Raw genomic sequence first — 22,288 nt, forward strand, 5'->3', positions numbered from 1 at the left:
GATACTTGCGGTCATGGAGCAGGAACCGAAGGACATCGACGTCAAGATGAACGCCGACGGCGAGCTGCTGTACCTCGATGGTGAAGACTGGGTGCCGTATCTCGACGTGGAGGTCGACGGCGGCACGCCTGGGCATCTGGTCAGGGGCGACAACGATCAATGACGGCCCCGACGCCTCCCGAAGCCGGCCCCGGCCTGCCCTTCGACGCGCTGCCCTCGCCGCTTGAGGCAGTGCCCGAACTGCGGGCCGCGGCGCGGTGGATGATCGCCGCTTACGGGGCTGTCGGTGCCGCCCTGTTGGGCGGCGGCCCGCTCGTTGCGGCCGGTCGCCTCCACGGGATCGGCGAGGCGTGCATCGCGGGCGGTGCGCTGCTTGTCGCCCTGACGGGGGTCATCACCGCCATCTGGCACGTAGGCCGGGTCCTGGAGCCCCCTGTCACCACGACGGCCACGCTCAGGACTCCGGCACTGCGCGGCCTGCGCGAGGCGATCGACGCGGAACCGGCCTGCTACTTCGGCTCCGCGGCCACCAGCATCGACGACCTGCTGCGCCACCGGCGGATCGCGGTGAGTATCCACCGTGCGGCGCTCGCGGAGGACGACCCGCAGCGCCGCGACCAGTGGCGGGACAACCTGCACCGAGTGCACGCCAACATCGCCAGAACCGACCCCCTTGTGCGCTGGCTGCTCGCCACGGCGCACGTCTACCAAATCCAGTCGTCCCTCCGCGCGGCGCGTTACTGGTGCCTGCTCGGAGTCGCCCTGGTCGCGGTCGGCTCGGTGGCGTTCCTCACCGTCACCGGGGAGGGTGGGTGACACCGCGATGACGGACCGGCCTGGGGACACCGGCCGGTATGGCGGCCGTCGGGGGCGGCTATGCCCTCGGCAGAACAGGGGTGCGCGGGCTCACCGTTCATGTTGAGTGAGCGGATGAAGATCTTGGTGCTGGGGGGAACGGCGTGGGTGGGCCGCGAGTTCTCGCGGCAGGCACTGGAACATGGGCATCAGGTGACCTGTCTGGCCCGCGGGGAGAGCGGCGAGGCGGCCGAGGGCGCGGTGCTGGTCGTCGCCGACAGGAACGAGCCGTCGGCGTACGAGAGCCTGGCGGGTCGGGACTGGGACGCCGTCATCGAGGTGTCCTGGCAACCAGGCTTCGTCCGCGCGGCGCTGGCGGCGCTCGGCGAGCGCGCGGGCCACTGGACGTACATCTCGTCGGTCAGCGCGTATGCCTCACATGCCCAGTTGAACGCGGACGAGTCGGCGCGACTGCTCCCGGCGGCCGAGCGGGACACCGTCGGTCACGACGAGTTCGGGCAGGCCAAGGTGGCCTGCGAAAAGGCTGCGGCGGCCGCGGTGGGTGACCGGCTCCTCATCGCGCGGGCGGGGTTGATCGGCGGCCCCGGCGACCACAGCGACCGGTCCGGGTACTGGGTCGCCCGCGCGGCCCGCGAGCCGCTGGCCCCGCTGCTGGTGCCGGCCTCCCCGGGCAGTCCGACGCAGGTGATCGACGCGCGAGACCTCACGGCCTGGCTGCTCCACTGTGCGGAGAAGGGGACGACCGGAACGTACAACGCGGTCGGCCCGATCGTGCCCTTCGGGGAGTGGGTCGCACTGTCGCGGGAGATCGGCGGGCACACCGGACCGGTGGTGGAAGCGGACGACGACTGGCTGCTCGGGCAGGATGTGGTGCAGGCCATGGGCCCGGAGTCGCTCGCGTTGTGGGTGGCCGACCCCGACTGGGCCGGCTTCAGCGCCCGTGACGGCGCTGCGGCGGCCGCGGTCGGCCTGCGGCACCGTCCCCTGGCCGAGCTGCTGGAGCAGACCCTGCGCTGGGAGCGGGACGCGGGTCTGGACCGGCCCCGCCGGGCCGGCCTGAGCATGGAACGCGAACGCCAGCTCCTGGGCGCACTGGGGTGAGGCGAGGCGCCGCGGGGCCCGTGCGGGAGCAGCCTGCAGGAGGGGCTGGGCTCTGCGGAGAGTGAGTGAGGCCCCCATCCCGACCCAGGCCCCGATCCCGATCCCGGTCCCGGGTTGGTCTTGGCTCCGGAAGGCAGCGGATCTACGAGGGAGCCCCTGCGGGAGCTTCTCCGTCGGCGTACGTGGCGAGTTGGCGCTCCAGGGGGGTGCGGTAGCAGGGGGGTGACCCGGGTGCCGTCGAGGAAGGTCATCGTGCGGGTGGCCTCGCGGTCGAGAGCGTTGCGGGCGTCCCGGCCGGGGTCGGTGAACAGATGGCGGTTGATGCTGCCGTCGGGGGCTTGGGCCCAGGCGCCGATGATGCGGCCGTCGGCCCAGATGGTGGGACCGGCGTTGCCGTTGCGGTCGAAGAGCGCGGGAGCGTCGTCGGGAGCGAGGTACCAGTCGCGGTGGCGCTGGCCCATGGGGGTGGGATCCAGGCTGGGCAGCAGGGGCACCCAGGGTTCGGGTTCGGCGGTCGGCTGGATGTCCTGGGGCAGGAGGCAGCCGGTGCCTTCGTCGAGGTCGACAGCTTCGGCGCCGGTTGCGGCGATCGCCTTGCGGGTGGCGGTCAGCGCCCAGCCGGTCCACCACTTCAGGTCGGCCTCGGTGACGGGGCCCGAAGGCTGCGAGGTAGTTTCGGGCCAGGGCCGCTTTCGCCTCGGTCCCTGGTAGTTCGGGCAGGGGTTCGGCCAGAGCCTTGCCCCGGTCCGTGTAGGGGTCCTTGCCGATGGCGGCCTGAATCTCGGGAGCGAGTGCGGTGGGCGGGGCGAATATGGTGCGGCGCATGCACCGCATCCGTGTCAGTGTCTGGTCCTCGTACAGCGCACGCTCCACCGCGGCGGTGTCCGGCTCGGCGACGCGGGCGGCGGCGGGCAGGAACACGGTGGCCGGGTCGGTGGCGTGCAGGCCGATCAGGGCGGCGGCGCCCTTGGGTCAGGCCTTCGATACCGCGTTCCGCGATGGCCTTCTCGGTGGCCGCGGCGATCTCGGTGGCCGCGGCGATCTCCTCGATGGGTGCAACTGCCAGGGCGTGTCCGATGAGTCGCGTGACGGGCCCATGGGCGGAGCGTTTCCGTGGCTCCGGACGTGCGGCGCGCTGAACGCGTCGGCCCGAGTCAGCCGCCGGCTCTGAGGGCGTCCAGGTGCCGTCGCAGTACCTGCCGGAGCAGCTTCGGCGGATAGCGGTCCGGCAGCAGTGTTGCCTGGAGATTGAGTCCGTCGAGGAGGGCGGCCAGTCGCGTGCTTTCCAGTTCGACGTCCATGTCGCCTGGCAGCCCGCCGGCGCACCGTGCCTCGTGCAGCACGCGTGCGATCAGGGTGTGCAGGTCGGCCTGCATTTCGGCGGCGCAGGGCCGCAGTTCGGGGCGGGTGTGTGCGGCGGTGGTGAAGGCGAGCCAGAGTGCGGACTCCTGACGGCGGGCCTTGTCCAGGGGGAGGAGTTCGGCCAGGAGCTCTTGCGTTGCGGCCCGGCGGTCGGTGCGGCTGGTATCCGCGTGAACCCCTGGCTGCTCGCCGCGATCATCGCGGCGGTCGTGATCGCGGTCGTGATCAAACGGATGATCGGTGAACCGGTCAACGCACGGGAGCTCTTCGCGGCCCCGGCGGTCCTGACCGCGATCGGCCTCTGGTCCCTCATCAAGAAGACGGACCTGACCGCCACCGACATCACCTGGGTCATCACCGGTGCCGTCTTCGGCGCGGCACTCGGTGCACTGCGCGGCGCCACCGTTCAGCTCGTCGACAAGGGAGGTGTCCTGTGGCAGCGATACACCGGCCGCACCTTCCTCGCCCTGATCGCCACCCTGGCGATCGCGGCCGGCTTCAATGTCCTGGCGGTGAAGATGGGCATGCACGAGAACGCACGCCCCCTCCAGCTCGCCATCGGCGTGAGCTTCCTCGGTGAAGCCCTCATGATCGGCCACCGCGGCATGACGTCGGGCATCCCCTTCGCCCCGGCACGAACCCGCTGACTCCTGGCCGTGCCCCGTGCCCGTACAAGCCGGAGTGGAACCAGTGCAGGCGGGCGAACACGCGCTCCACGACCCAGCGTTGACGCCGAGGCCGGAGCCCTTCAACCCGCGGATGTGTGAGTCATCGACTCAACGCCCGGATGTGATGTGCGAGCCGTCGACGGCTACCCGGGAAAAGTCCAAGGCATCCATACTGCGCAGCTTGGCGATCTACATGGAGACCCTGGCCGCGGGGGCACTGTCCGAGTTCGCATATGATCCTGAGGCTCATTAAGTATGAAAGGGTATTTCAAAGTTGAATAACAGTGGTATACGCGGCAGAGTAGTGCTTATGGCGCTTTGCGTCGGTGTCGGCCCGACGCTGGCTCTTGCTCCTGCGGTACAGGCAGACAGCGGACCCGCCCCCGCCGGTACGGTAGAAGTTCCCACGAACTCGGCGAGCGCGTCGGACACCGACGTCACGCCGAAGCCGGAGGGAACTACGAGGATCACGCTAGACGCGCCGAGCGCAGATGCGCGCAAGAGAACGATTCGCGCGTACTGCAATATCACGGCGGACGCCCCCCACTGGTCAAAGAAGGGCAAGAGCGTCATCTATAAGACCCGCGCCCAGTGTTACGGCAACATCCCCTCAGTCCAGTTGAAGGTCACGTCCAAGCTGATGCGTGCCGGTGCGCCGCGGCCGTCTGTCGCCGCGACCGCGAAGGAAACCCGGACGGTGAGGACCGGTGGCGGCAAGACGACGTTCTACGCCCCTGTCCCCCACGGCAAGAAGGTGAAGTACAGTGCGCGGTTCTGGGGTCAGAGCACCGCACAGATCGTCTCACCCATCACGGGTACGAAGACGCAGGTTGTCAGCAAGCCGGCTGACGTCAAGCCCAGGTAGACAGATTCGGATGAGGGTGCCCCGCAATGGCCAGTGACTGGGAAGTCGACGTGCAGCTACTGCTGGACGTCACCGACGAGGAGTGGGCACGGCTCCGGGAAGGGATGGTCGACGCGATGGAAAAGGAACCGCAGTACGAGATCGTGCCGACCGCGACGTCCAATAGTCCGACCGGCGCCTTCTTCTCTGTCGGCGCCACCGTGCAGGTCTCGGCCGAGACGCCCGGCGAAGCAGCGGACATCGCTGTCGCCGTGACACGCCAGGCCCTCCAGTCCGCTGGGGGAAGTGCGGATCGTGGTGTAGCGGAGGTCAACATTCGTCAAGGTGGTGTCGATCCCCGGCTTTTGGGCCGGTAGGTTCACCCACTATTGCGGTGGGGTTGGTCAGAAAGTGTCTGACCAACCCCACTTCCGTCTCTCAATTATCCTGTGAAGGTCCTACATGAGGTCGCGTTCCGTGAAGTCGTCGGCCTCATTTCAGGAGATGAACGTGCGGGCGCCGGTCGCGAGGTCGACTGCAACGGGGAGGTTCCCGCCGAGCTGCATGTCTTCCTTTGGAAGACTGTCTTCCCATTGACACTGGCCACGGTGAGCGATTCGTGCACTGGTTCAGCCCCACCGGCTGCTGAACCGGATCAAGGGACGCCGACGAGGTCCTGGAGGATATGTGTGACTACGTCATCGAACGCCTCGGAGTCCGTGATGCCGTCCTGATCGTCGACGACGACCGCTGCCAGTGCCGCAGCCACGCCCCTCGCAACGTCGGCTGGTCGGCGTGCCTTTGGGTAAATCTCGCGCCCCGCCTGACAGTGCGGTCCACGAACGAGGCTCCCCGCCCGCCAGGGGCCGGCGCGCTCGCGCCGACAGCCGACCAGACCACCGGGATGCGCATCGCCAAGCCGGGCCTGTGGGGGCCTCGCTCGGATCGACACCCTCATCGCCTTTCACCACGCGCAGGCGGCCGACCACGCCGACCACACTGACCCGCAGATGGAACCGCTCACCCCACTCCGGCCGGGAACCTGGTACCCGGCCGGAGTGGCGCTCCTGGCCGACGGCTCCAGCGCGTTCGTGGAGATAGACCGCACCATGTCCTATGCTCCCCAAGCTGGCGCGCGCCTACCGCAACGCTTCGCCGTCCGGGCGCGGGAACGCCGCCCGCGCACAGCAACCACTGGCAAGAGACTTACGCCGGGCCGTACCTTGACCGGCTCCTTCGCGCCCCTGCTGTTCGTCTTCGCTCCGGCCCGAGCCGTACGACCCCGGACACGAGGAAGGCCGCCTTCCATGACCGTGCCCGCCGCCGACGATTTTCCCGCCTGGCCTGGGCTCCAGCAGCAGCGGCGCGAGGCTGGGCGTAAGGAGCGGGAGGCGGCTGAACTGGAGGCAACGCGCTTTGCGCCGGCCCTGGCCAGAGCCGTGAAAGCCGCTGGGAAGACTATCGCGGATCCGAGCAGCAGCACATTCCGAACCCTGGAGCGCCGACGTCAGGCGGTATGCGTTGCCATGGGCCAACGCTACGGTTCGCTTCCTGCCGACGGCGATGGCGCCTATACGGAACAGCGCGAGCTGGACGCGGCCCGGCGGCGTGTCGAGCAGTTGTAACGGGAAGATCCGCGCCTGCCTTGTCATCGAAGAAGGGCGTGTGCGCGAGGCCACGGGCAGTCGAAAGACTGTTATGGCGAGGGCGGGCAGTGTGTCGATGCGCGGTGGACAGGTACGGACCATGGGCCGGGCGGCCCGCGTTGGGCGGCTGTCCGGCCTACAGCGGCCCGGGGGACGTCGACGCCGGGTTCCACCGCCGGGTCGGGTTCTACCAGCGTGGTGCCTGGCTTCTCCCGGCTGTCTCATCCGGTGGGGAACGGCCGGCCCGTCCATGGATGCCCGCTGCGCCGCGTAGCAAGAAGGTCGGCGACCGTGGACACTGCCCCCTGCTCCGGGCGATCTCACTGTCAGGGGGTCACTCGGCTTGCATTGCGCCGTCTATCAGCATCCTGGCGTTCTTGACGCCTGCCAGCCGTGCGAAACCGAGCGCGTACTCCCGGAGGTTGTCTTGCACCACGCGGAGTTCTGCCCGGCAGTCAGCGCCTTGCGGCCACTCTGATTCGGGCCGGCTGGGATCCTGCTGCTCGAATGCCGTGAGCCGGGGGTGCCAAGTGGACAGGAACGGCCGCAGCTCACGGTTGAGCATGGTGATGGCGAGATACTCCACTGTCTGCTCACCCGTGGCCTGCACCGAGGGGCGCGCGGACTTCAATGCCTCCCGAGCGGTGCCGAACAGGCCGTACAACGACGTGAGGGCTTCCCGCAGCAGGCCGGCGTCACCGGCCAGCGGCTGGGTCGAGACCCGGGTGACAGTCTCGACGAACAACCGCCAAGCCACCTGCTTGGCCTCGTTGTTCACCACGAAGGTCAGCTCACTGAGCTGCGGCACCGTGACACGCACCTCAGTCAGCCTGGCAGCACGCCCGTACACCTGAAAGGCCAGCACACTGACCGCCCCGGCGAAGGCACCGGTGACAATGAACAGGTTCCGTCCGGACAGTTGGGTGACCCCGAAGACGACCAGTCCGGCCCCGGCACCGATGAGCACAGAGATGCAGATCCGCGCGGCCGGAGTACGGAGTCGCCGGGTCACCGGATGCCACCGATTCATCGCGCCCCCAAGTCATCCCTCGCGCCGCCGATCACCAATCTAGCGGATCGTCTGTTCAGCTCGTCTGCGCACATGTCGAGGACCACGAGACGGCTTTTCGGGATGAGGTCTTACGTCCTCAACGGGCATGGTACGCATGGGTGTCGGCCAGCGCATTGAGGGCAACGTGGCCACGCAGGACAGATCCCGGGGGCGCCATGGATGATGTTGTGGAAGAGGCTGAGGCGCGAGCCACGACGCCGGACGGTACGAGGCAGCGTGACGCCTTCATCTCGTACAGCCAGAGCAAGAACGCGCCGCTCGCGAAAAAGCTCCAGCGAGGCCTGGAACGGCTGGCCGTCCCGCGCTTCCGGCCCATGCGGATGAGTGTCTTCCGCGACGTCACCAGCCTGCCGGCGAACCACGACCTGTGGCAGTCGATCCAGCGCGAACTGGCACGATCCCGCTATTTCATCCTGCTCGCCTCCCCGGAGGCCGCCGACTCGCCCTGGGTAGCCAAGGAAGTCGACTACTGGCTGCGCGAGCGCGACACGGAGCACCTGCTCATCGCCGTCGCAAGCGGTGAGATCGCGTGGGACGAAAGGACCGGCGACTTCGACCGGCAGGAGACCACCTGCCTGCCACAGAACCTCATGGGCCACTTCACATCCGCACCACTCTGGGTGGACCTCCGCGAGATCGAGGAACAAGGCCATCGCTCCCTGCGATACCCGCCCTTCCGCGCTGCGGTCGCTACGCTGGCCGCGCCCTTGCACGGCCGCCCGAAGGAAGAGCTGGAACACGACGACTTCAGGCAACTCCGGTTCGTCAAACGGCTTGGCTGGTCGAGCGTCGCCCTGCTCGTGGCGCTGCTCGTCCTCGCGGTATACGGCTTCTTCGACGCCAGCAGACAGCGTGACGAAGCCGCCGCACAGGCCCGCACCTCCGCCTCACAGGCGCTGGCCGCCCGCTCCGGGCAACTGCTCGCGAGCAGCCCCAACCAGGCCGCGCAGTACGCCCTTTACGCCGAGAAGACCCGGTCCACCCCCGAGTCCCGGCGCGCCCTGGCCCAGGCCGTGGCCGCAGCCCCGCACGCCAAACGGCGGCTGCGGGCGGACGCCGACTCCGTGACGGGACAGGAAGGTGCGTCCCGCCCGGCCTATACCGACGTCGTCCTCAGCGCGGACGGTACGACAGCCGCGTACCGCTCGGAGTTCGACCAGACGGAGGGCGTACGCCTGTACGATGTGCGCTCTGCCCGGCAGTCGCGTGCGGTGCGCGCCGAGGGCACGCCCAGGGCGCTGAGCCGTAACGGCCGTGTTCTGGTCACGGAGGCCTACCTCAACCGGGTCCAGTTGTGGGACACCCGGACCGGCAAACTGCTGCGCACGATGGCCACTGGGCACACGGAGGACCTCCCGCACGCCCTGCATGGGCTCCACGCCCTCGTCCTCTCGCCCGACGGACGCTGGGTCGCAGCCTCGCACTTCACTCCCGAGGGCGAGGCGTTCCTGGTCGTTTGGCGGGCGTCCAGCGGGCGCGAGGTCACCCGGCTGCGGGTGAGCGATACCCGGATCGGGCTCGGGTTCTCCGCGAGCGGCTCCCGGATGACCCTGGTCGACAGCCGCCGCCAGGAGGTCCGGGAATTCCTGACAAGTCCGGCGCGCTGGGAGGCTGCCCGGTCTGTGCCCGGAATGACCGGCGCCCCCGCAGAAGCCCTGAAATACAGCAAGATCCTGCTGTTCGACGGGGCGCGTAAAGCCCTGACTCGGACGCCGAAGCGCGCCGAGGTGTGGGACCTGGAACAGCGCCGCCGTATCGCCGCACGGCCCTTGAAGTCGTACGAGGACATGACGGTCGCCGACGGCAAGGGGACCTTCGTGGTGGGCGGGCGGGACGGCACGGTCCGGCTGTACGACGCCGCCCTGCGGCCCCGTACGACACTGGGCCGACTGGTCCGGCCGGCCAGCACTCTCGCCGCGTCGGCCGACGGCGCCCAGGTGGCCGTCGCCTCGTACGGCGGTGAGTTCAACCTCTTCACCACCGGAGCCCGACGGGGACAGCAAGTCCCCCTGGGGAGCAAGGAGTTCACCTTCGGGGACCTGACCCCCGACGGACGGATGGCAGTGCACCGGACCAAGGGACGGACCGAGTTCTGGGATCCGCACACCGGCCGCCGTCTCGGCGGGATTCCGTACGCCAACCTGTCCGTGAACCTGGAAGACACGGCTTACACGCTCAGTGCGGACAAGAAGTACGTCGGCATGCAGAGCGTGGAAGGCAACCAGGACAAAGGGCGGTTCGACATCTGGGACCTGCGCACCGGAAAGCGCACGGACTGCGGCGTGACCCTCGACGACGTTTCCACTGGGCTTCTTCGCCCCGGCGTGTTCTTCCTCCCGGACGACCGATATGTGGTCGGCGTCTGGAAAGGCGCCGTGGAGGTGCTCGACACCCGAACCTGCACTCGCACCACGGTGATGCCGCAGCCCAAGTACACCACCACTTCCATCCACCTGAGCGGGGACCGCAGGGCCCTGATCGTTCTGAGCGAGGGCAGCAGCATCGACACCTGGCGCTGGGACGGCGATCACTCCTTCGAGCACGCCGCCCACACCACCCTGCCGGCCGAGGTCCAGCCCGTGGGCATCGGCGTCGACCAAGAGGGAAACCAGGCGGCCTTCTCCGACATGGACAGCCATGTGTACGTCGTGCAGCTCGACTCCGGCCGACGCGTGCGCGTCACCGGGTCCCTGCCCCACAACACAGACGACGTGGCGTTCAGCCGGGACAGCAGTCTGCTGTTCCAAGGCTTCAGGACTGAGAGCACCCAGGGTGTACGCGTCCTGGACGCGAGCAGCGGCGACCAGCTCGACGTCTGGACCACCGACCCCCCAACCGGCTCCGCGCGGCAGAACGAGGGCATGCAGGTCGTCCCCGGCCCCGCCGACGACATCCTCACCCTCGGCCCCGACCACAAGATCGTCCGCCGCACGGTCGGCGTGGAGGCATGGCACGACCTGCTGTGCGGCCTGGTGAGCCAGCCGCTGCCGGCCCAGGAACGGAACCGTTACCTGAAAGACCTGGATGTGAAGGCGCCCTGCCACTGAGGGACACGAGAAACCTCGCGCCCCATCACCCCCGGGTACCGGTAATGAACATTTTTGCATCATCTCCGACTCGACCCTGGCCGTCACGACGACCGACGGAACTGGCCCGCCGTGATCTCAACAGAAGACCCTTCAGAATTTTGGCCACGCATGTTGGCTGGAAGGGAGTTTGTCGCGTCGGGACTTGAGGTTCGCTGTCCGCGCGCCCAGCTTCACGGCTACCGGCTGCGTCTCGCCGTCGAGTGTGGTGGCTGAACAGCCATGAGGGTCAATCGGTGCCTTGTGTGTGCTGCGTGGAGTAGGAGGCGGGTGAACGTCCACAAATCCGTCGCGGGCACGTCCCGCAGCGGAGTGGGATCGTCCTGCCACGCCTGAAGCGGAGTCTTGCTCCGCAACGGCGCCGGGCGGTGCTCGGTGTTCCACAAGAGCGTCCAGGCCAGAAGCTGGGTGTGAAGTCCTCGAAGTCCAGCAGCACTTCGCCCTTCGGACGGGAGGAGCATTTGCCGGGGCGCGGTTGGCGGGCATAGCCGGGCAGCGCGGCCAGGAACATGCCCTTCCACGGTCCACCCGTACCTTCTCGAGCACGCCGCCGAACGGTCCGTAGGGATCCTCACGCAGGACCGCGGAGCGCAGCGCAGCAAGCACCGACTCCCGCGACGGGTGCACCGGCGTGACCGCCACACCGGTGATCGCGTTCGTCGCACAGTCGGTGAACCAGGTAATCCACGGCCGGCGGGCCCTGCCATCGACGTCGACCAGCACCGGCGCCTGGACGTGATCGGTCTCCCACACCTGGTTACGCCGGCCCCGCGGCCGGGCCAGGAACACATGGGAGCGGCAACAGCCTGCGCCCGTCCACCGGGCGGATGTTCGCCAGCCTCGCCGCCGGCACGGGCCCGGCGGCGATACTGCCGTGAGGCGAGCCGAGCGGCGCGGAGGAACAGGTGACCCAGGACGAGATCCGGCACCCGGTGCTGACCGGCGCGCCCTGGTCGGTGATCGGCGTACGGCTACGCCATGAGGAGAGCAGCCCGCGGGCGGCGTCCTGGCGCCCGGCCCCGCACACAGCCCTCGGTCCCTCTCCCACGTAACGCCCCGGGGAGCCCAGATCACCACAACTCCCGTGTGGCACATGCGAGTTCGCTGAACGCTCCCGCGCGGAGGGCCGACGGCCCTGGTCCCGATCGGGTCCAGGCGCCAGCGGCAGCCGGGGACTCGCCTCTATGCCCTGCCCGTTGGCCGCAATCGGGCCGCGCGGTCGAGAGCGGTCTGCGACATGCCCGCATTCGCCTACCCGAAGGTCCTGGAGTTCGACATGGGCCCGAAGCCGTCCGCCTGGGCTCCGGCAAGAACGCCCAGCCCACGTCGATCACCCAGGACGACAAGGTGCCGTCACCGAGGCGTGGCACCCTCAAGGGTGACGGCGCTCTCTTCGACAACTTCTCCGCCACGCGGCCACTTCGGAGGCTGGAACTGTGGAGCTGCCGGTCAGCAAGGAGATTGAGGCCGTGCAGTACACGCTGACGTCGTCGACCGGCGGGGCGAAGGCGCCGCGCGGCTGGGTGCTGGGTGCTGGGTGCTGGGTGCTGGGTGCTGGGTGCTGGAAGGCTACGCCGACCGCCGGACGTGGAAGCAGCCGGACAAGCGCTCCGGTGAGTCCTTCGCCTGGGACCAGCAGACGCGGATGTTCACAGTGACGCGTCCGGGGACGTACCGGCACTACCGGCTGGCGCCGGACGGCGCGGCGGCCCTGGCGGAGGTGGAACTGCTGAGCCGACCCTCCCCAGGAGGGCGTGGCGGCAGGGCGGGGCCTCTACGGATTCCTGGAACCGAGGTGGACCGAGGTGATGAAGGCGCCACGTTCTGGTCCCGATCCGACCACGCTGAAGCACACCGGGTCTTCCGCGGAAAGGGCCCCCTTCGCCAGATCTTCTTGCAACAGCGCCAACGTGGAGGGCGAGACCGTGTTTCCGAACCGTGCCGCGTTGGAAGGGGCTTTCTCCTGTGACATGCCCACCGATTCCGCGAATGCTTCCACCAGGCGCGGACTTGCCTGGTGCGTGTAGACACGGGAAACCTGGTCGAGATAGCCGGGCCTGTGCTGCTCCAGGGTCTGGTGATTTTCCAGCATGCCCCGCATGTAGTAGTCGATGATCTCGTCGCTGTTCATGCCGTACGTCATGAGGAGCGTGGAGTTTCTTTCCCCTGGTGGATGTTCGGCTCCTCCGCCCGGGTAGTGGATGAGCGGATCGGTGATCCCCGGGCCGCCCGCGAAGGAGCGCGTGTCACGGCTGTAGAACGACATTCCGTCGCTGTCCGGGGCTCGCGTCAGCACTACAGCGGCCAGGGCATCGGAGAACAGTGCGGCAGAAGCCCACAGAAATTCTCCGAAAGGGTGATCCTTGTTCCCGACGCCGTGCGAGTACACGGCCCCCCGGGAGTCGACGGCGTGGCGGCTCGTCACGTTGTAGGTGACGACCAGGGCTCTTTCACTGTTCATCTTGCGGGTGAGCTCCGCCGCGCGGGCCAGCCCCGCGCACCCGGCCCCCAACTGGAGCGGAGCGACCGCGTCCGGCAGGCCGAGATCGCGTGCCAGGCTCAGCGCGTCCTGGTCGAGCATCACTTGAAACGGCGTGCAGGACACGAGGATCAGCGCATCGAGGTCCTCGACCGTGATCGCCGCCGAGTCGAGAGCCGTCCGGGCGACCTGTGTGAGAACACTGGCGTCGGTGAAGCGGTCGGGAGCCCAGGCTTTGCCTGTCACTCCCAGAATGTGTTGCAGAGCCTTTCCTGACATGATCGAGCCAGGATGCTTCTTGTCCGGGATTCCGGCCCTCTCCGCCCAGGTCGCGATGTCGACCTGATCGCCCAACTCCACAGCCAGTCCTGTGATTTTGTACGCGAAGCTGTTCGGCGCGACCACTGATGGCCCTCCTGGCTGGTGCCTCGATGAGCATGCGTGACCCGGCGAGCGGCTACACGGACAGGACGCGTACGGTGGCAGTCGCCTCGGCCAGTACTTTCCCGTTCGGGTCGACGAGTTCGGCGGTCGCCTGGGAACACCCCTGCTCGGGTTCGGGAGCTGAACCCACACAGCGGAGCGCCTGCCGCCCAGGGCTGACCGGGTGCAGGAAACTGACGCACAGTTTCGCGGTCACGGCGTATGAACCGGCCGGCAGATGAGTCTGGACGGCATACCCGCACACGGCGTCCGCCACGGACGCGATCAGACCACCGTGCACATTCCCGCTGTGGGTCCCGTGCCACTCGCGGGGCCGCACACCGATGGTCACCGACCCCCGATCGACCTCGACGACCCGGTAATCCAGGGTGGACTCCAGCGGAGCCGCCGAGAGTGAACCCTCCTGCAGTCCACGCAGCAACTGGAGGCCGTCCATGCCCAGAAGAGTCGGAACCTGAGCGGACGGGTCGTGGAAGGAGTACGTCCTGCGGCTCACCGCCGTCTCATCGCGCGTGCTCATGCGTCTCTCTGTCCCCTCAATCGGCGCGGCGTTCCCGTGTGCTCGGGTATTCGTAGAAGCCCTTCCGGGATTTTCGGCCCAGAAGCCCTTCGGATACCATGCGAGCCAGAATTTCCGGCGGCTCGAAGACAGCTTGTCCTGTCCTCTCGTATGCGTTCTCCAGGCTCGCCAGTGCCACATCGAGCCCCACGGCGTCGAGTGATTTGAGCGGACCTGTCGCATGCCCGAATCCCAGCTCACAGATCGCGTCGATATCATCCGCACTCGCGGCCCCGGATTCGTGCAGGCGCATCGCCTCGGCCGCGAGCACACCGAAGAGGCGGTTCACGACAGGGCCGGATACCCCGTCCTCGACGACCAGACAGCGTTTCCCCCACCCCTCGAAACGCGTGCGAACGCGCGACACCGTTTCCTCGCTGGTCTTCGTTCCGGTGAGGACTTCGACCAGCGGGCGGATCGGGGCCGGATAGATGAAATGTGTGCCCAGGAAGTTCTGTGGCCGTCGGGTAGCCCCTGCGAGGACATCGATCGAGATGGACGAGGTGTTGGTGGACAGAATCGTGTTCTCGTCACAGACGCGGTCGAGCTCTGTGAGGACGTCCGTCTTCACAGAGAGGTCCTCGGCCACGCTTTCGATGACCAGGTCAGCCGCCGCCAGCTCACGCACATCAGCCACCGGCTGCATTCGCGCGACGGCCTCGTCCGCAGAAACCTCGTCGATCCACCCCTTTTTTACGGCTCTGCCCAAGTCCTTCTTGCATTTATCGATGCAGGACCGAAGCGTCGTTTCCCTTCGGCTCCAGACGAGAACAGGGGATCCTGCCAGCGCGGCCGCCAGGGCGATCCCTCCGCCCATCACCCCGGCGCCCGCGACTCCAGTCAGATGGCCCATCCGTAGGCATCTCCCATATCCGTACCGAGCAACGGCAAGATCTTGCGACGTCGCGTTTCTCCGTTTTCACCGGCCACCCCGTTTCACCGGTCATCCCGAAAACTCATGCCTCCCCGGCTTTGCGCGCGCTGCGCCTCGGGGAGGGCCAGAATGACCCGAACGGCGCAAACCGGTGCCGCGCCGCACCTCATCGTCGCCCTGATGGGGGATCTGCCCCCTGAGCCGCGGCGGCCTGCGCGAATCCACACCAGATGATCTTGCCGGGATCGCGTTCCATGCCCCCCACTTGTCGGCCGGAGCCGCCACGAGCAGCAGCCCGCGCCCCGACCCAGCGCCGTCGTCGCCACGGGTGCCCGGCCGGGGCCACCCGCCGCCGCTGTCGTGCACCTCAGGCCCGGTGACGTCGCCGTCACGGTGGACGAGGATCTGGAAGCCGCGTCAGGGCGTGACACCGGACAGCAGCGCGTTGGTCGCCAGTTCACTGACGCAGAGCCTGATGTCGTCCGCGCGTTCGCGGATGCCCCAGCCGTGGAGGGCGGTACGGACGAAGGGACGGGAGTGAAGTTTCTTCGTACACGCGACGAGAGTCACGCTCCATGGCCGCGATGAAGCAGTGCGTGAATTCGTGCAGCCGCGTTGTGCGGGCTCTCCGGACCCGAGCACGGGCAGATGGAGCTACCGCTGCGCATCGCCTGATCCGGACTGCGCACCCTCGATCTGGACCTGCCGCGCCGGCGCATGAGCCTGTACAGGACAGTGCTCACCGAAGGCATGCGTGACGACCTGTGCCGCTTCCTCAACCGGGACATCCTGCGTGAGCTGTGGCCGGTGCTCCACAGGCTCATCGGCAGGGCCGTCAGGGACGTCTGGGAGGAGGCATTCCCCGAACTGCGACCGTAGTCGCCGTAGTCGATGTTCCCCGGCTGTGCGGTGGCGCTTCTCGGCCGCCGGCTTGCGCTCCACCCGGTGTCGGCCGTCGTCTGGCGCCGGTCGCGCCCGCCCGCGCCCGTATGACGGGTTGTCACTATGCTGCGGCCGGAGGAAACCGCCCCGCAGAGGGGATCATCGGGGGACGCAGGATCCATGCGGTCTTCCGGCGCCTGACGGCACGGGCTCGGCGACCGAGGAGCGTTTCACCTACCAGGCGCAGGCCGCGCTCCGTGGGGTGTTGGAGATGCTGGCGGGTGGCGGAGTGCTCCATGTGACGTGCGAGCATTTCGAGGATGTCCTGGTCGCCCGGACCGGCGGCACAGTGGCAGAAGGCGTGGCGCTGCGGGACTTTCAGCAGATCAAGTCCCGGGAGAAACGGGACAGTTGAACCTTGTCCGAGGTGCTCCGGAGCAAGGCTCTGGCAAGCCTTCTGATGGTCGCTCAGGCCTTCGCTTTCGACGAGGACGGCCAGCCGGTCATGCGGGCCGACCCGGAGATCGTCACCGCGGCGGTGCCGGCCGTTCCGGGTGCGTTCGAGGACTTGGTGCAGACGCTGGGCGACTACCACGGCACGGACCCGCACCAAGCGCTGCTGACCGTCCGCCGCCGTAGCGTGGCGGTCCTCGACCGTCAGCGGAAGTGGCGGCGGCGAGCACAGGACGATGCACGCCTTCTGCCCGGCGAGAGCGGCATCTGACCCGGCTCACGCAAGGGCTGCGCCGGGGAACAGCCTGGTGTGCGTTGGTGCCCCCAGGGCACCGGCGGGGTCACGCGGTACGGAATGTGCCCGCGCGCCTGGTTGACGGTGGGCGCGCCTGGCGGCCTCCATGGTGCCACGGGCCTGTGAACGCCCGGCCGCGCGGCGGATGAAGCCCCCGAAGCTTCCGTCGCCGAGGGCCGGCCGGAAGCGTCACCGCTCGGCCCGCACGACCGTCTGTCTTTTCACACAGCGCGCACCGCCCGGGATGCCGATGTCGCGCGAAAGAAGCCACATGCCCCCACCTCTACCCCGGTCCGCTTGCTGACCAGACTCCTCGGCCCGGCACAGCAGCGGGCCGAGGCGGGCGCCGTGCTGCCCCTGATGGAGCCTGCTCGCCGAGGTCCGCCTCTAGCGCCACCGGTACAGTGCCCGTTACGTGTGACGACCCTCGGAGATTCGTTTATTTTTGTCACTGCAATCTGCCTCATCGCCGAACGGCCTGTGAATTTCCTCGGCGTCCTCGCCCGGGGTTTTCACAGCTACATGCGCCGGCCACATCCTGTAGTGGCCGTCGGTATCTGGCTTCGTGACGACGAATCCATAGTAGGTGCCTCCATTGAACTTCACCCGCAGCCTGGCCTCATGTCCTTCTTTTACCACAAAGGTGGCTTCCTGCGTGAGGGTTTGACCGGAACTGTGGGTCACCTCCGTTGTTGATGAGTACTGGAACTTCGCGATCCCCTCGGCCGACGTCGCCCCGCCCTCAATGCCTGCCTTCAAGTCGGCTCCGGCAGACCACCCTGTAGTCTTTTTGTGGACGTTCTCAAACTTCCTTGAAACTGCAACTTTAACTGTGACAGGTCCGCCGGCACACGCTTGGACGATGCTGCTATCCCTTAGTCGAGGCCATTTTTCGTCCCGCTTGCCGAAGAAGTAGCAGTCGCCTTCCTTGCGGCAGATGTTCTTGGTGGCCTTGTCCGCGTGCCCTTTATCGATGTGATGTTCGGCGTTCCTCTTCCCGGCGTTGGTCTCCTTGCCCGGCTGTGGCCCGTTTTCATCTAGAAGATGGGATCGATGCCCTTGAACTTCTGTCCGGCCAGCTTCTTGAATTCACTGACGGGCATCTTGCCGTAACTGAACCCATTGTGGTCGAAGTGGTCGCCGTGGGGGACCCCCGAGAGGGTGATGGTCGGGGGAGGTTCTGCCAGCCGGATGCGGGTGAAGTGGTCTGTGGTGTCACGACCGCCTGCGGCTGCAGTGCCAGCGACGTTCGACATCGTGAGAGCAAGGCAACCGAGGCAAGCAGTGATGAACGCGCGATGGGACATGACTTGTCCTTTCGGGTGCAGCGGTTACAGGGCGCAGCGGAAAAGGTCTGTGTGAGTGTGTGCAGAGGGTGAGCCTTCCTGCCCGCCTGCTGCCTTTTGCCGGGACCTTACGTGAACGGCCGTGCTTTCCGGCTTCTGGAGGGCGCTTGTCCGGACACCGCAGCGTCACAGAAGAAACTACTTGCTCTTGATGAGTACTGTGCCCCGCCGAAGCAAACCCAACGCTACACAGCAGGTCGGCCAACTCCGGTGGGTGAATGCGGCCCGGGTTGAACGCATCGTCATGCGCGTAGCAATGCTGCCTGAGGGAAAAATTGCGGCGCCAATCCGGTGACGCCGTAGCGAAGAACGTTGTGGGCTGGCAGATGTTTGTAAGCACTTCTTTGGGCTCCGTTCGCACGGAACAGAAGTGGTTCCAGGGCGTAGGAAGTTGATCTGGCTCCACTCCGCGTAGCGATGCGCGGATCCTGGACGTTGGATAGGGTCCGGCGGGGGGTGCGGGGATGAGTTTCCGGTTGGCGGCGTACGCCGTGTGTATCGAGGACGGGCGGGTGCTGCTCGCCCATCACGTACCACCGGAGGGCGGGAGCCACTGGGCTCTTCCGGGCGGAAGGGCCGAGTACGGGGAGGATCCGTTCGATGCGGTGATCCGGGCGGTCGCCGAGGAGACCGGCTGCACCGCGGTGATGGATCGCCTGCTGGGAGTGGACTCACGGGTGATCCCTGCGGCCACCGCTCGTGCGGGAGTCGAACACCAGAACGTCGGCATCCTCTACCGGGTCCGTATCACTGGCGGCCAGCTCCGGCCTGAGCCGAACGGCGAAATCGCCGAGTCGGTCTGGACTCCGGTTTCCGATGCCGCTGGCCTGCGACGGCCATCGCTGGTCGACATCGGCCTCCCCCTGGCGCAGGCTCTTCCCGCAACCGGCCACATCGCTCCTGTCCCGGTCGGTGGCCTGATCCAGCACTGAGGCAGGGTCAACATCTGCCCGGCCTGTTTGCCCCGGCGACATTCGTGAGCGGTATGCGGGCCGGCAAGCCCGCGGAGAGGGGTTCGCACCGCCCGGCTGACGTGGCACCGATAGCGTCTGGGGCGTGGGCCTGGGCCGTACGCAGACGGCGTAGTTCCGTGGCACGGAGAACGGGTCTGCGTCTGACCGCAGGCCCGTTCTGGCTTCCGCCCGCGCAGCGGTCCACCATTGATCGTCTGTACGGACGCCTATGCGGCGATCTTGGCCCCGGGGCAAAGGAGGTGTCGGGGCGGGAGATCGTCAGCGAGCGGGCGCACAGGGTGTCTACCGGTGGGGCGGTGATGCCCGCCAACCCGCGGCGCTGTCTCTGGCTGCACACGGCCCTTGACCCCGCTCACCGCGGCCGAGACGCTCCGCCCCGCAGATCGCTGTGGGCGCCGTTCACGAGGACGGCTGCGGGCGTGGAAGGGGTCCCAACGCGGTGCCGAGCGCATGTGCCGCCCGCAGGACGAGGGCGTCGTGGTGACGGGCCCCGATGAGTTGCAGGCCGATGGGGAGACCTTCGTCGTCGAGGCCGCAGGGCAGGGTCGCGGCAGGCTGTTGGGTGAGGTTGAAGGGGTAGGTGAATGGGGTCCAGCCCAGCCAGTCGGCGTGCTCGGTGCGCCGTGGCACGTCCGTGCCGGCCTCGAAGGCGGTCAGGGGCATGGTGGGGGTGACCAGCAGGTCGTATGTGGTGTGGAAGTGCCCCATGCGGTGGCCCAGGTCGTAGCGGGCTTCTTCCGCTTCGAGGTGGTCGAGCGCGCTGAGGCCCGCGCCGCGTGCGGCCGTCTCCCGCAGCCCCGGGTCGAGCAGGGCACGCCGTTCGTCGTTCAGGTGGCGTGTGGCCCGCGCCGAGAAGCCTGACCACAGCGTGCGAAACGCGTCCTCCACGTCCGGGAGGCCGGGGTCGGTCTCCTCGACCTGTGCGCCGAGATCCGCTAGGTGTTCCACCGCGGTGCGGACTGCCGAGGCAACCGTCGGATCCACCGCCGCCTTGCCCCCCAGCGAGGGTGAGTAGGCGATCCGCAGACCCTGCACACCCCGGTGCAGGCAGCCCGACAGGGGCGGAACAGGGCCCAGATGTGTCCCGTCGCGCCAGTCCTCGCCGCTGATCGCGTCCAGGAGAAGTGCCGCGTCCGCCGCGTCGCGTGCCATCGGTCCCAGGTGTGCCAGAGCGCCGTAGGGGCTGTGCGGGTGGATCGGGACCCGTCCGTAGGTCGGTTTGAGTCCAAGGACACCGCAGAAGGAGGCGGGGATGCGGATAGATCCGCCGGCGTCCGTGCCCACTGACAAAGGGCACGCGCCCAGCGCGACGGCGGCGCCGCTGCCGCCGCTGGAGCCACCGGATGTACGTGTCAGGTCATAGGGGTTACGGGTGACACCGGTCAGCGGCGAGTCGGTGACCGGCTTCCAGCCGAACTCGGACGTTGTCGTTTTTCCCAGCAGCACCGCCCCCTGGGCACGCAGCCGTGTCACACAGGGAGCGTCCTCGTCCCAGGTCCGCTGCGGGGAGAGGGTGCGCGAGCCGCGCAGGGTCGGGCCGCCCGCCTGGAGCAGCAGGTCCTTGACCGAGACGGGCACTCCGTCGAGCAACCCCTGCGGCTCGCCCCTGCGCCAGCGTTGCGCGGACGCCGCAGCCATACCCAGGGCTGCCTCGGCGTCCACCCGCACGAACGCGTTGACCAGCGGCTGCACGCGCTCAATCAGGTCCAGGACCGCGCGGGTCACCTCAAGGGGGGAGAAGTCTCCGCGCGTATACCCGGCCAGCAGCTCATGGGCCCTCAGGTCGGTCAGCTGTGTCGGCTCACTCATGTGACGAGAGGTACCACGTGGCACGGCCGCGTACGCTCTGCCGGGCGCGGCCACCCGGCGCCGTGTCGGTCTCCGGCCCCTTCGGCGGCACGCCCAGTGGTTGAGCCGCGCAGGTGGTTTCTGGGGTGTCCGCGTCCGGCCCCGCATCCTCCGGCGCGGGCGGGTTGTTAGCAGGGTCCGCTGTCCGGTCCGGGTGGCGGTTGCAACGGATGCGTGGAGGTTGTCGGATGGGTGTGTCACGGCGTGCAGTGCTCCTTGCCGGCGCGGGAACGGCTGCCCTGACCTCTACCGCGACGACGGCGGGTGCGGCCGGGGCTGCGAACCGTTCCGTCGCGGCTACGGCTGCCGAGGGGGCGGGGCGTTCCGCCGGGGCAGAGCATGTCAGCACGGACGCAGAGCATGTCAGCACGGACGACGACCTCTCGGACCGCTATCCGGATGAGCGCGGCTGGGTCAATGACCGCATCCGGCGGATCAGGGCACTTACGTACGAGCCGACGCCGATGCTGGAGCTGGAGTTGCCGGGGCGCCTGCGTGGATCGCGGCTGCTGGTGAAGAACGAGTCGGTGCACCCCTCGGGCAGTCACAAGCACCGCTTGGCCGAGGCGCTGTTCCTCAACGCGCTGGCCAACGGGTGGCTCAAGCGCGACAGCCCGGTCGTGGAGGCCTCCAGCGGGTCGACGGCCATCTCTGAGGCATGGTTCAGCAAGCTGCTCGGCATCAAGTTCGTGGCCGTGGTGCCCTCCGGCACCACGGCGGAGAAGAAGCAGGCGATCCGCGAACTGGGCGGCGAGATCGTCGAGGCGACCGGCGCGACCATCTCCGAGCGGGCCAGGCAGGTGGCCCGCGATCGTCGCGGTCACTTCATGGATCAGTTCACCTACGCCGAGCGCGCCTACGACTGGCGCGGTGACCACGGAATGGCGGGCGAGATCCTCAGCGAGTGGGACCCGGACTGGTTCGTCATGGGATCCGGGACCGGCGGCACCGCGGCCTCGCTGGCCCGCTACGCGCGCTACACCGGGCGCCGGGTGCGGGTGTGCGTCACCGACCCCGAGGGCTCCGCGTTCTTCCCCGGCTGGCGAGACAACAACCGTAAAGCGACGGCGAAGGGCTCTCGCATCGAGGGCATCGGCCGGCCCACCGTCGAGCCTTCCTTCCTCTTCCCGCTGGTCAACCGGATGATCCGGGTTCCCGACCCCTGCTCCATCGCCACCATGCGCGTGGCCCGGGAGCGGCTCGGCTTCGCTCCCGGAGGCTCCACCGGCACTGGACTGTACGGCGCTCTGAAGGTCCTGCGCGGACTGCACCGGCGCCACGAGAGCGGCACGGTCGTCACGGTGCTCTGCGACTCCGGCCAGCGCTACCTCGACACCTACTACAACGACGCATGGCTCAAACAGCAGGGAATCGACTTCCGCCCCTGGATGGGCACCGTCGAGCGCTTCTTCGACACCGGCGACTGGACCCCGCCCAGGTCCTGGAAGAAGCCCTCCGCTCCGCGCGGCCTCATGTGGAACATGTGACAGGCCGAGCCGTAGGGACCCGTAGCAGATCCTCCTGCCTCTCATCCGGGCG

Annotated in this window: 21 protein-coding genes and 4 pseudogenes; 15 read left to right on the top strand and 10 right to left on the bottom strand. The window is 68.0% G+C overall.

Going from position 1 to position 22,288, the window contains the following annotated elements:
• Positions 1-13: 13 nt before the first annotated feature.
• The 3 genes from IG78_RS49300 to IG78_RS0121055 all read left to right on the top strand — a co-directional run bounded on the left by IG78_RS49300 (position 14) and on the right by IG78_RS0121055 (position 1,917).
• Positions 14-163, top strand: coding sequence for a hypothetical protein (locus IG78_RS49300; protein WP_157855833.1), 150 nt, complete (start codon positions 14-16; stop codon positions 161-163).
• A complete protein-coding gene (locus IG78_RS0121050; RefSeq protein WP_030565504.1) occupies positions 160-816 on the top strand; it encodes a hypothetical protein in 657 nt (218 codons plus the stop codon). Before IG78_RS49300 ends, IG78_RS0121050 begins: the two co-directional genes overlap by 4 nt.
• Positions 817-930: 114 nt before the next feature.
• Complete coding sequence (locus tag IG78_RS0121055) at positions 931-1,917, top strand: NAD-dependent epimerase/dehydratase family protein (RefSeq protein ID WP_030565506.1); 987 nt, start codon at positions 931-933, stop codon at positions 1,915-1,917.
• A 302-nt stretch (positions 1,918-2,219) separates the two neighbouring features.
• Here IG78_RS0121055 and IG78_RS51450 read toward each other — a convergent pair.
• Together IG78_RS51450 and IG78_RS0121070 are read right to left on the bottom strand one after the other, a co-directional pair.
• Positions 2,220-2,552 (bottom strand): annotated as a pseudogene (locus tag IG78_RS51450) (DNA glycosylase AlkZ-like family protein); the annotation flags it as partial.
• Positions 2,553-3,071: 519 nt separating this feature from the next.
• A pseudogene (locus IG78_RS0121070) lies at positions 3,072-3,413 on the bottom strand (TetR family transcriptional regulator C-terminal domain-containing protein); the annotation flags it as partial.
• A 36-nt stretch (positions 3,414-3,449) separates the two neighbouring features.
• Between IG78_RS0121070 and IG78_RS0121075 the strand changes: the two are divergent.
• The 4 genes from IG78_RS0121075 (at position 3,450) to IG78_RS0121100 (ending at position 6,416) form a co-directional block, all read left to right on the top strand.
• The gene (locus IG78_RS0121075) at positions 3,450-3,926 is read left to right on the top strand and encodes a DUF1453 family protein (protein ID WP_030565513.1); all 477 of its coding nucleotides are present in this window, start codon (positions 3,450-3,452) and stop codon (positions 3,924-3,926) included.
• Between the two features lie 331 nt (positions 3,927-4,257).
• Positions 4,258-4,812 (top strand): hypothetical protein, encoded by a 555-nt coding sequence (locus IG78_RS49305; protein WP_157855834.1) that lies wholly within the window; start codon positions 4,258-4,260, stop codon positions 4,810-4,812.
• Positions 4,813-4,838: 26 nt separating this feature from the next.
• Entirely contained in the window at positions 4,839-5,168 is a 330-nt protein-coding gene (locus IG78_RS0121090; RefSeq protein ID WP_030565519.1) for a hypothetical protein, read from the top strand.
• 930 nt (positions 5,169-6,098) lie between these two features.
• On the top strand, positions 6,099-6,416 hold the full coding sequence (locus tag IG78_RS0121100) for a hypothetical protein (protein WP_030565521.1): 318 nt from the start codon (positions 6,099-6,101) through the stop codon (positions 6,414-6,416).
• A gap of 355 nt (positions 6,417-6,771) precedes the next feature.
• Here IG78_RS0121100 and IG78_RS42420 read toward each other — a convergent pair whose 3' ends face one another.
• Complete coding sequence (locus IG78_RS42420; protein WP_051852812.1) at positions 6,772-7,404, bottom strand: hypothetical protein; 633 nt, start codon at positions 7,402-7,404, stop codon at positions 6,772-6,774.
• Between the two features lie 272 nt (positions 7,405-7,676).
• Between IG78_RS42420 and IG78_RS0121110 the strand changes: the two genes are divergently transcribed.
• The 3 genes and pseudogenes from IG78_RS0121110 to IG78_RS51455 all read left to right on the top strand — a co-directional run.
• Entirely contained in the window at positions 7,677-10,556 is a 2,880-nt protein-coding gene (locus tag IG78_RS0121110) for a toll/interleukin-1 receptor domain-containing protein (RefSeq protein ID WP_249926123.1), read from the top strand.
• Between the two features lie 944 nt (positions 10,557-11,500).
• Entirely contained in the window at positions 11,501-11,647 is a 147-nt protein-coding gene (locus IG78_RS49310) for a hypothetical protein (protein WP_157855835.1), read from the top strand.
• Between the two features lie 212 nt (positions 11,648-11,859).
• Positions 11,860-12,330 (top strand): annotated as a pseudogene (locus tag IG78_RS51455) (GH92 family glycosyl hydrolase); the annotation flags it as partial.
• Between the two features lie 39 nt (positions 12,331-12,369).
• Here IG78_RS51455 and IG78_RS0121120 read toward each other — a convergent pair.
• The 4 genes from IG78_RS0121120 to IG78_RS51460 all read right to left on the bottom strand — a co-directional run bounded on the left by IG78_RS0121120 (position 12,370) and on the right by IG78_RS51460 (position 15,521).
• The gene (locus IG78_RS0121120; protein ID WP_030565527.1) at positions 12,370-13,479 is read right to left on the bottom strand and encodes a 3-oxoacyl-[acyl-carrier-protein] synthase III C-terminal domain-containing protein; all 1,110 of its coding nucleotides are present in this window, start codon (positions 13,477-13,479) and stop codon (positions 12,370-12,372) included.
• A 52-nt stretch (positions 13,480-13,531) separates the two neighbouring features.
• Positions 13,532-14,038 carry a PaaI family thioesterase gene (locus IG78_RS44185; RefSeq protein ID WP_051852813.1) on the bottom strand — a complete coding sequence of 169 codons (507 nt, stop codon included), beginning with the start codon at positions 14,036-14,038 and terminating at the stop codon, positions 13,532-13,534.
• A 16-nt stretch (positions 14,039-14,054) separates the two neighbouring features.
• A complete protein-coding gene (locus IG78_RS0121130) occupies positions 14,055-14,930 on the bottom strand; it encodes a 3-hydroxyacyl-CoA dehydrogenase family protein (protein WP_030565532.1) in 876 nt (291 codons plus the stop codon).
• A 438-nt stretch (positions 14,931-15,368) separates the two neighbouring features.
• The gene (locus tag IG78_RS51460) at positions 15,369-15,521 is read right to left on the bottom strand and encodes a hypothetical protein (RefSeq protein WP_225882142.1); all 153 of its coding nucleotides are present in this window, start codon (positions 15,519-15,521) and stop codon (positions 15,369-15,371) included.
• 42 nt (positions 15,522-15,563) lie between these two features.
• Between IG78_RS51460 and IG78_RS52700 the strand changes: the two are divergent.
• The 3 genes and pseudogenes from IG78_RS52700 to IG78_RS0121150 all read left to right on the top strand — a co-directional run.
• Positions 15,564-15,830 (top strand): annotated as a pseudogene (locus IG78_RS52700) (hypothetical protein); the annotation flags it as partial.
• A 25-nt stretch (positions 15,831-15,855) separates the two neighbouring features.
• A complete protein-coding gene (locus tag IG78_RS52705) occupies positions 15,856-16,248 on the top strand; it encodes a dsDNA nuclease domain-containing protein (RefSeq protein WP_157855836.1) in 393 nt (130 codons plus the stop codon).
• Between the two features lie 3 nt (positions 16,249-16,251).
• On the top strand, positions 16,252-16,557 hold the full coding sequence (locus IG78_RS0121150) for a hypothetical protein (protein ID WP_157855837.1): 306 nt from the start codon (positions 16,252-16,254) through the stop codon (positions 16,555-16,557).
• A 435-nt stretch (positions 16,558-16,992) separates the two neighbouring features.
• On the opposite strand, the gene IG78_RS49315 is transcribed toward IG78_RS0121150, so the two are convergent.
• Complete coding sequence (locus IG78_RS49315) at positions 16,993-17,340, bottom strand: hypothetical protein (protein WP_157855838.1); 348 nt, start codon at positions 17,338-17,340, stop codon at positions 16,993-16,995.
• Positions 17,341-17,618: 278 nt separating this feature from the next.
• Positions 17,619-17,888: a hypothetical protein gene (locus IG78_RS0121155; protein WP_030565536.1), complete on the bottom strand. Its 270-nt coding sequence runs from the start codon at positions 17,886-17,888 to the stop codon at positions 17,619-17,621.
• A 503-nt stretch (positions 17,889-18,391) separates the two neighbouring features.
• Between IG78_RS0121155 and IG78_RS0121160 the strand changes: the two genes are divergently transcribed.
• Positions 18,392-18,859, top strand: a complete 468-nt coding sequence (locus IG78_RS0121160; protein WP_030565538.1) for an NUDIX hydrolase — start codon at positions 18,392-18,394, stop codon at positions 18,857-18,859.
• Between the two features lie 441 nt (positions 18,860-19,300).
• Here the strand turns inward: IG78_RS0121160 and IG78_RS0121165 are convergent, their stop codons facing one another.
• Positions 19,301-20,710 (bottom strand): amidase, encoded by a 1,410-nt coding sequence (locus tag IG78_RS0121165; RefSeq protein ID WP_030565539.1) that lies wholly within the window; start codon positions 20,708-20,710, stop codon positions 19,301-19,303.
• 233 nt (positions 20,711-20,943) lie between these two features.
• Between IG78_RS0121165 and IG78_RS0121170 the strand changes: the two genes are divergently transcribed.
• The gene (locus IG78_RS0121170; protein WP_199813285.1) at positions 20,944-22,236 is read left to right on the top strand and encodes a PLP-dependent cysteine synthase family protein; all 1,293 of its coding nucleotides are present in this window, start codon (positions 20,944-20,946) and stop codon (positions 22,234-22,236) included.
• The last annotated feature ends 52 nt before the right edge of the window (positions 22,237-22,288 follow it).

The organism is Streptomyces aureocirculatus (assembly GCF_000720475.1).
GTDB lineage: Bacteria > Actinomycetota > Actinomycetes > Streptomycetales > Streptomycetaceae > Streptomyces > Streptomyces aureocirculatus.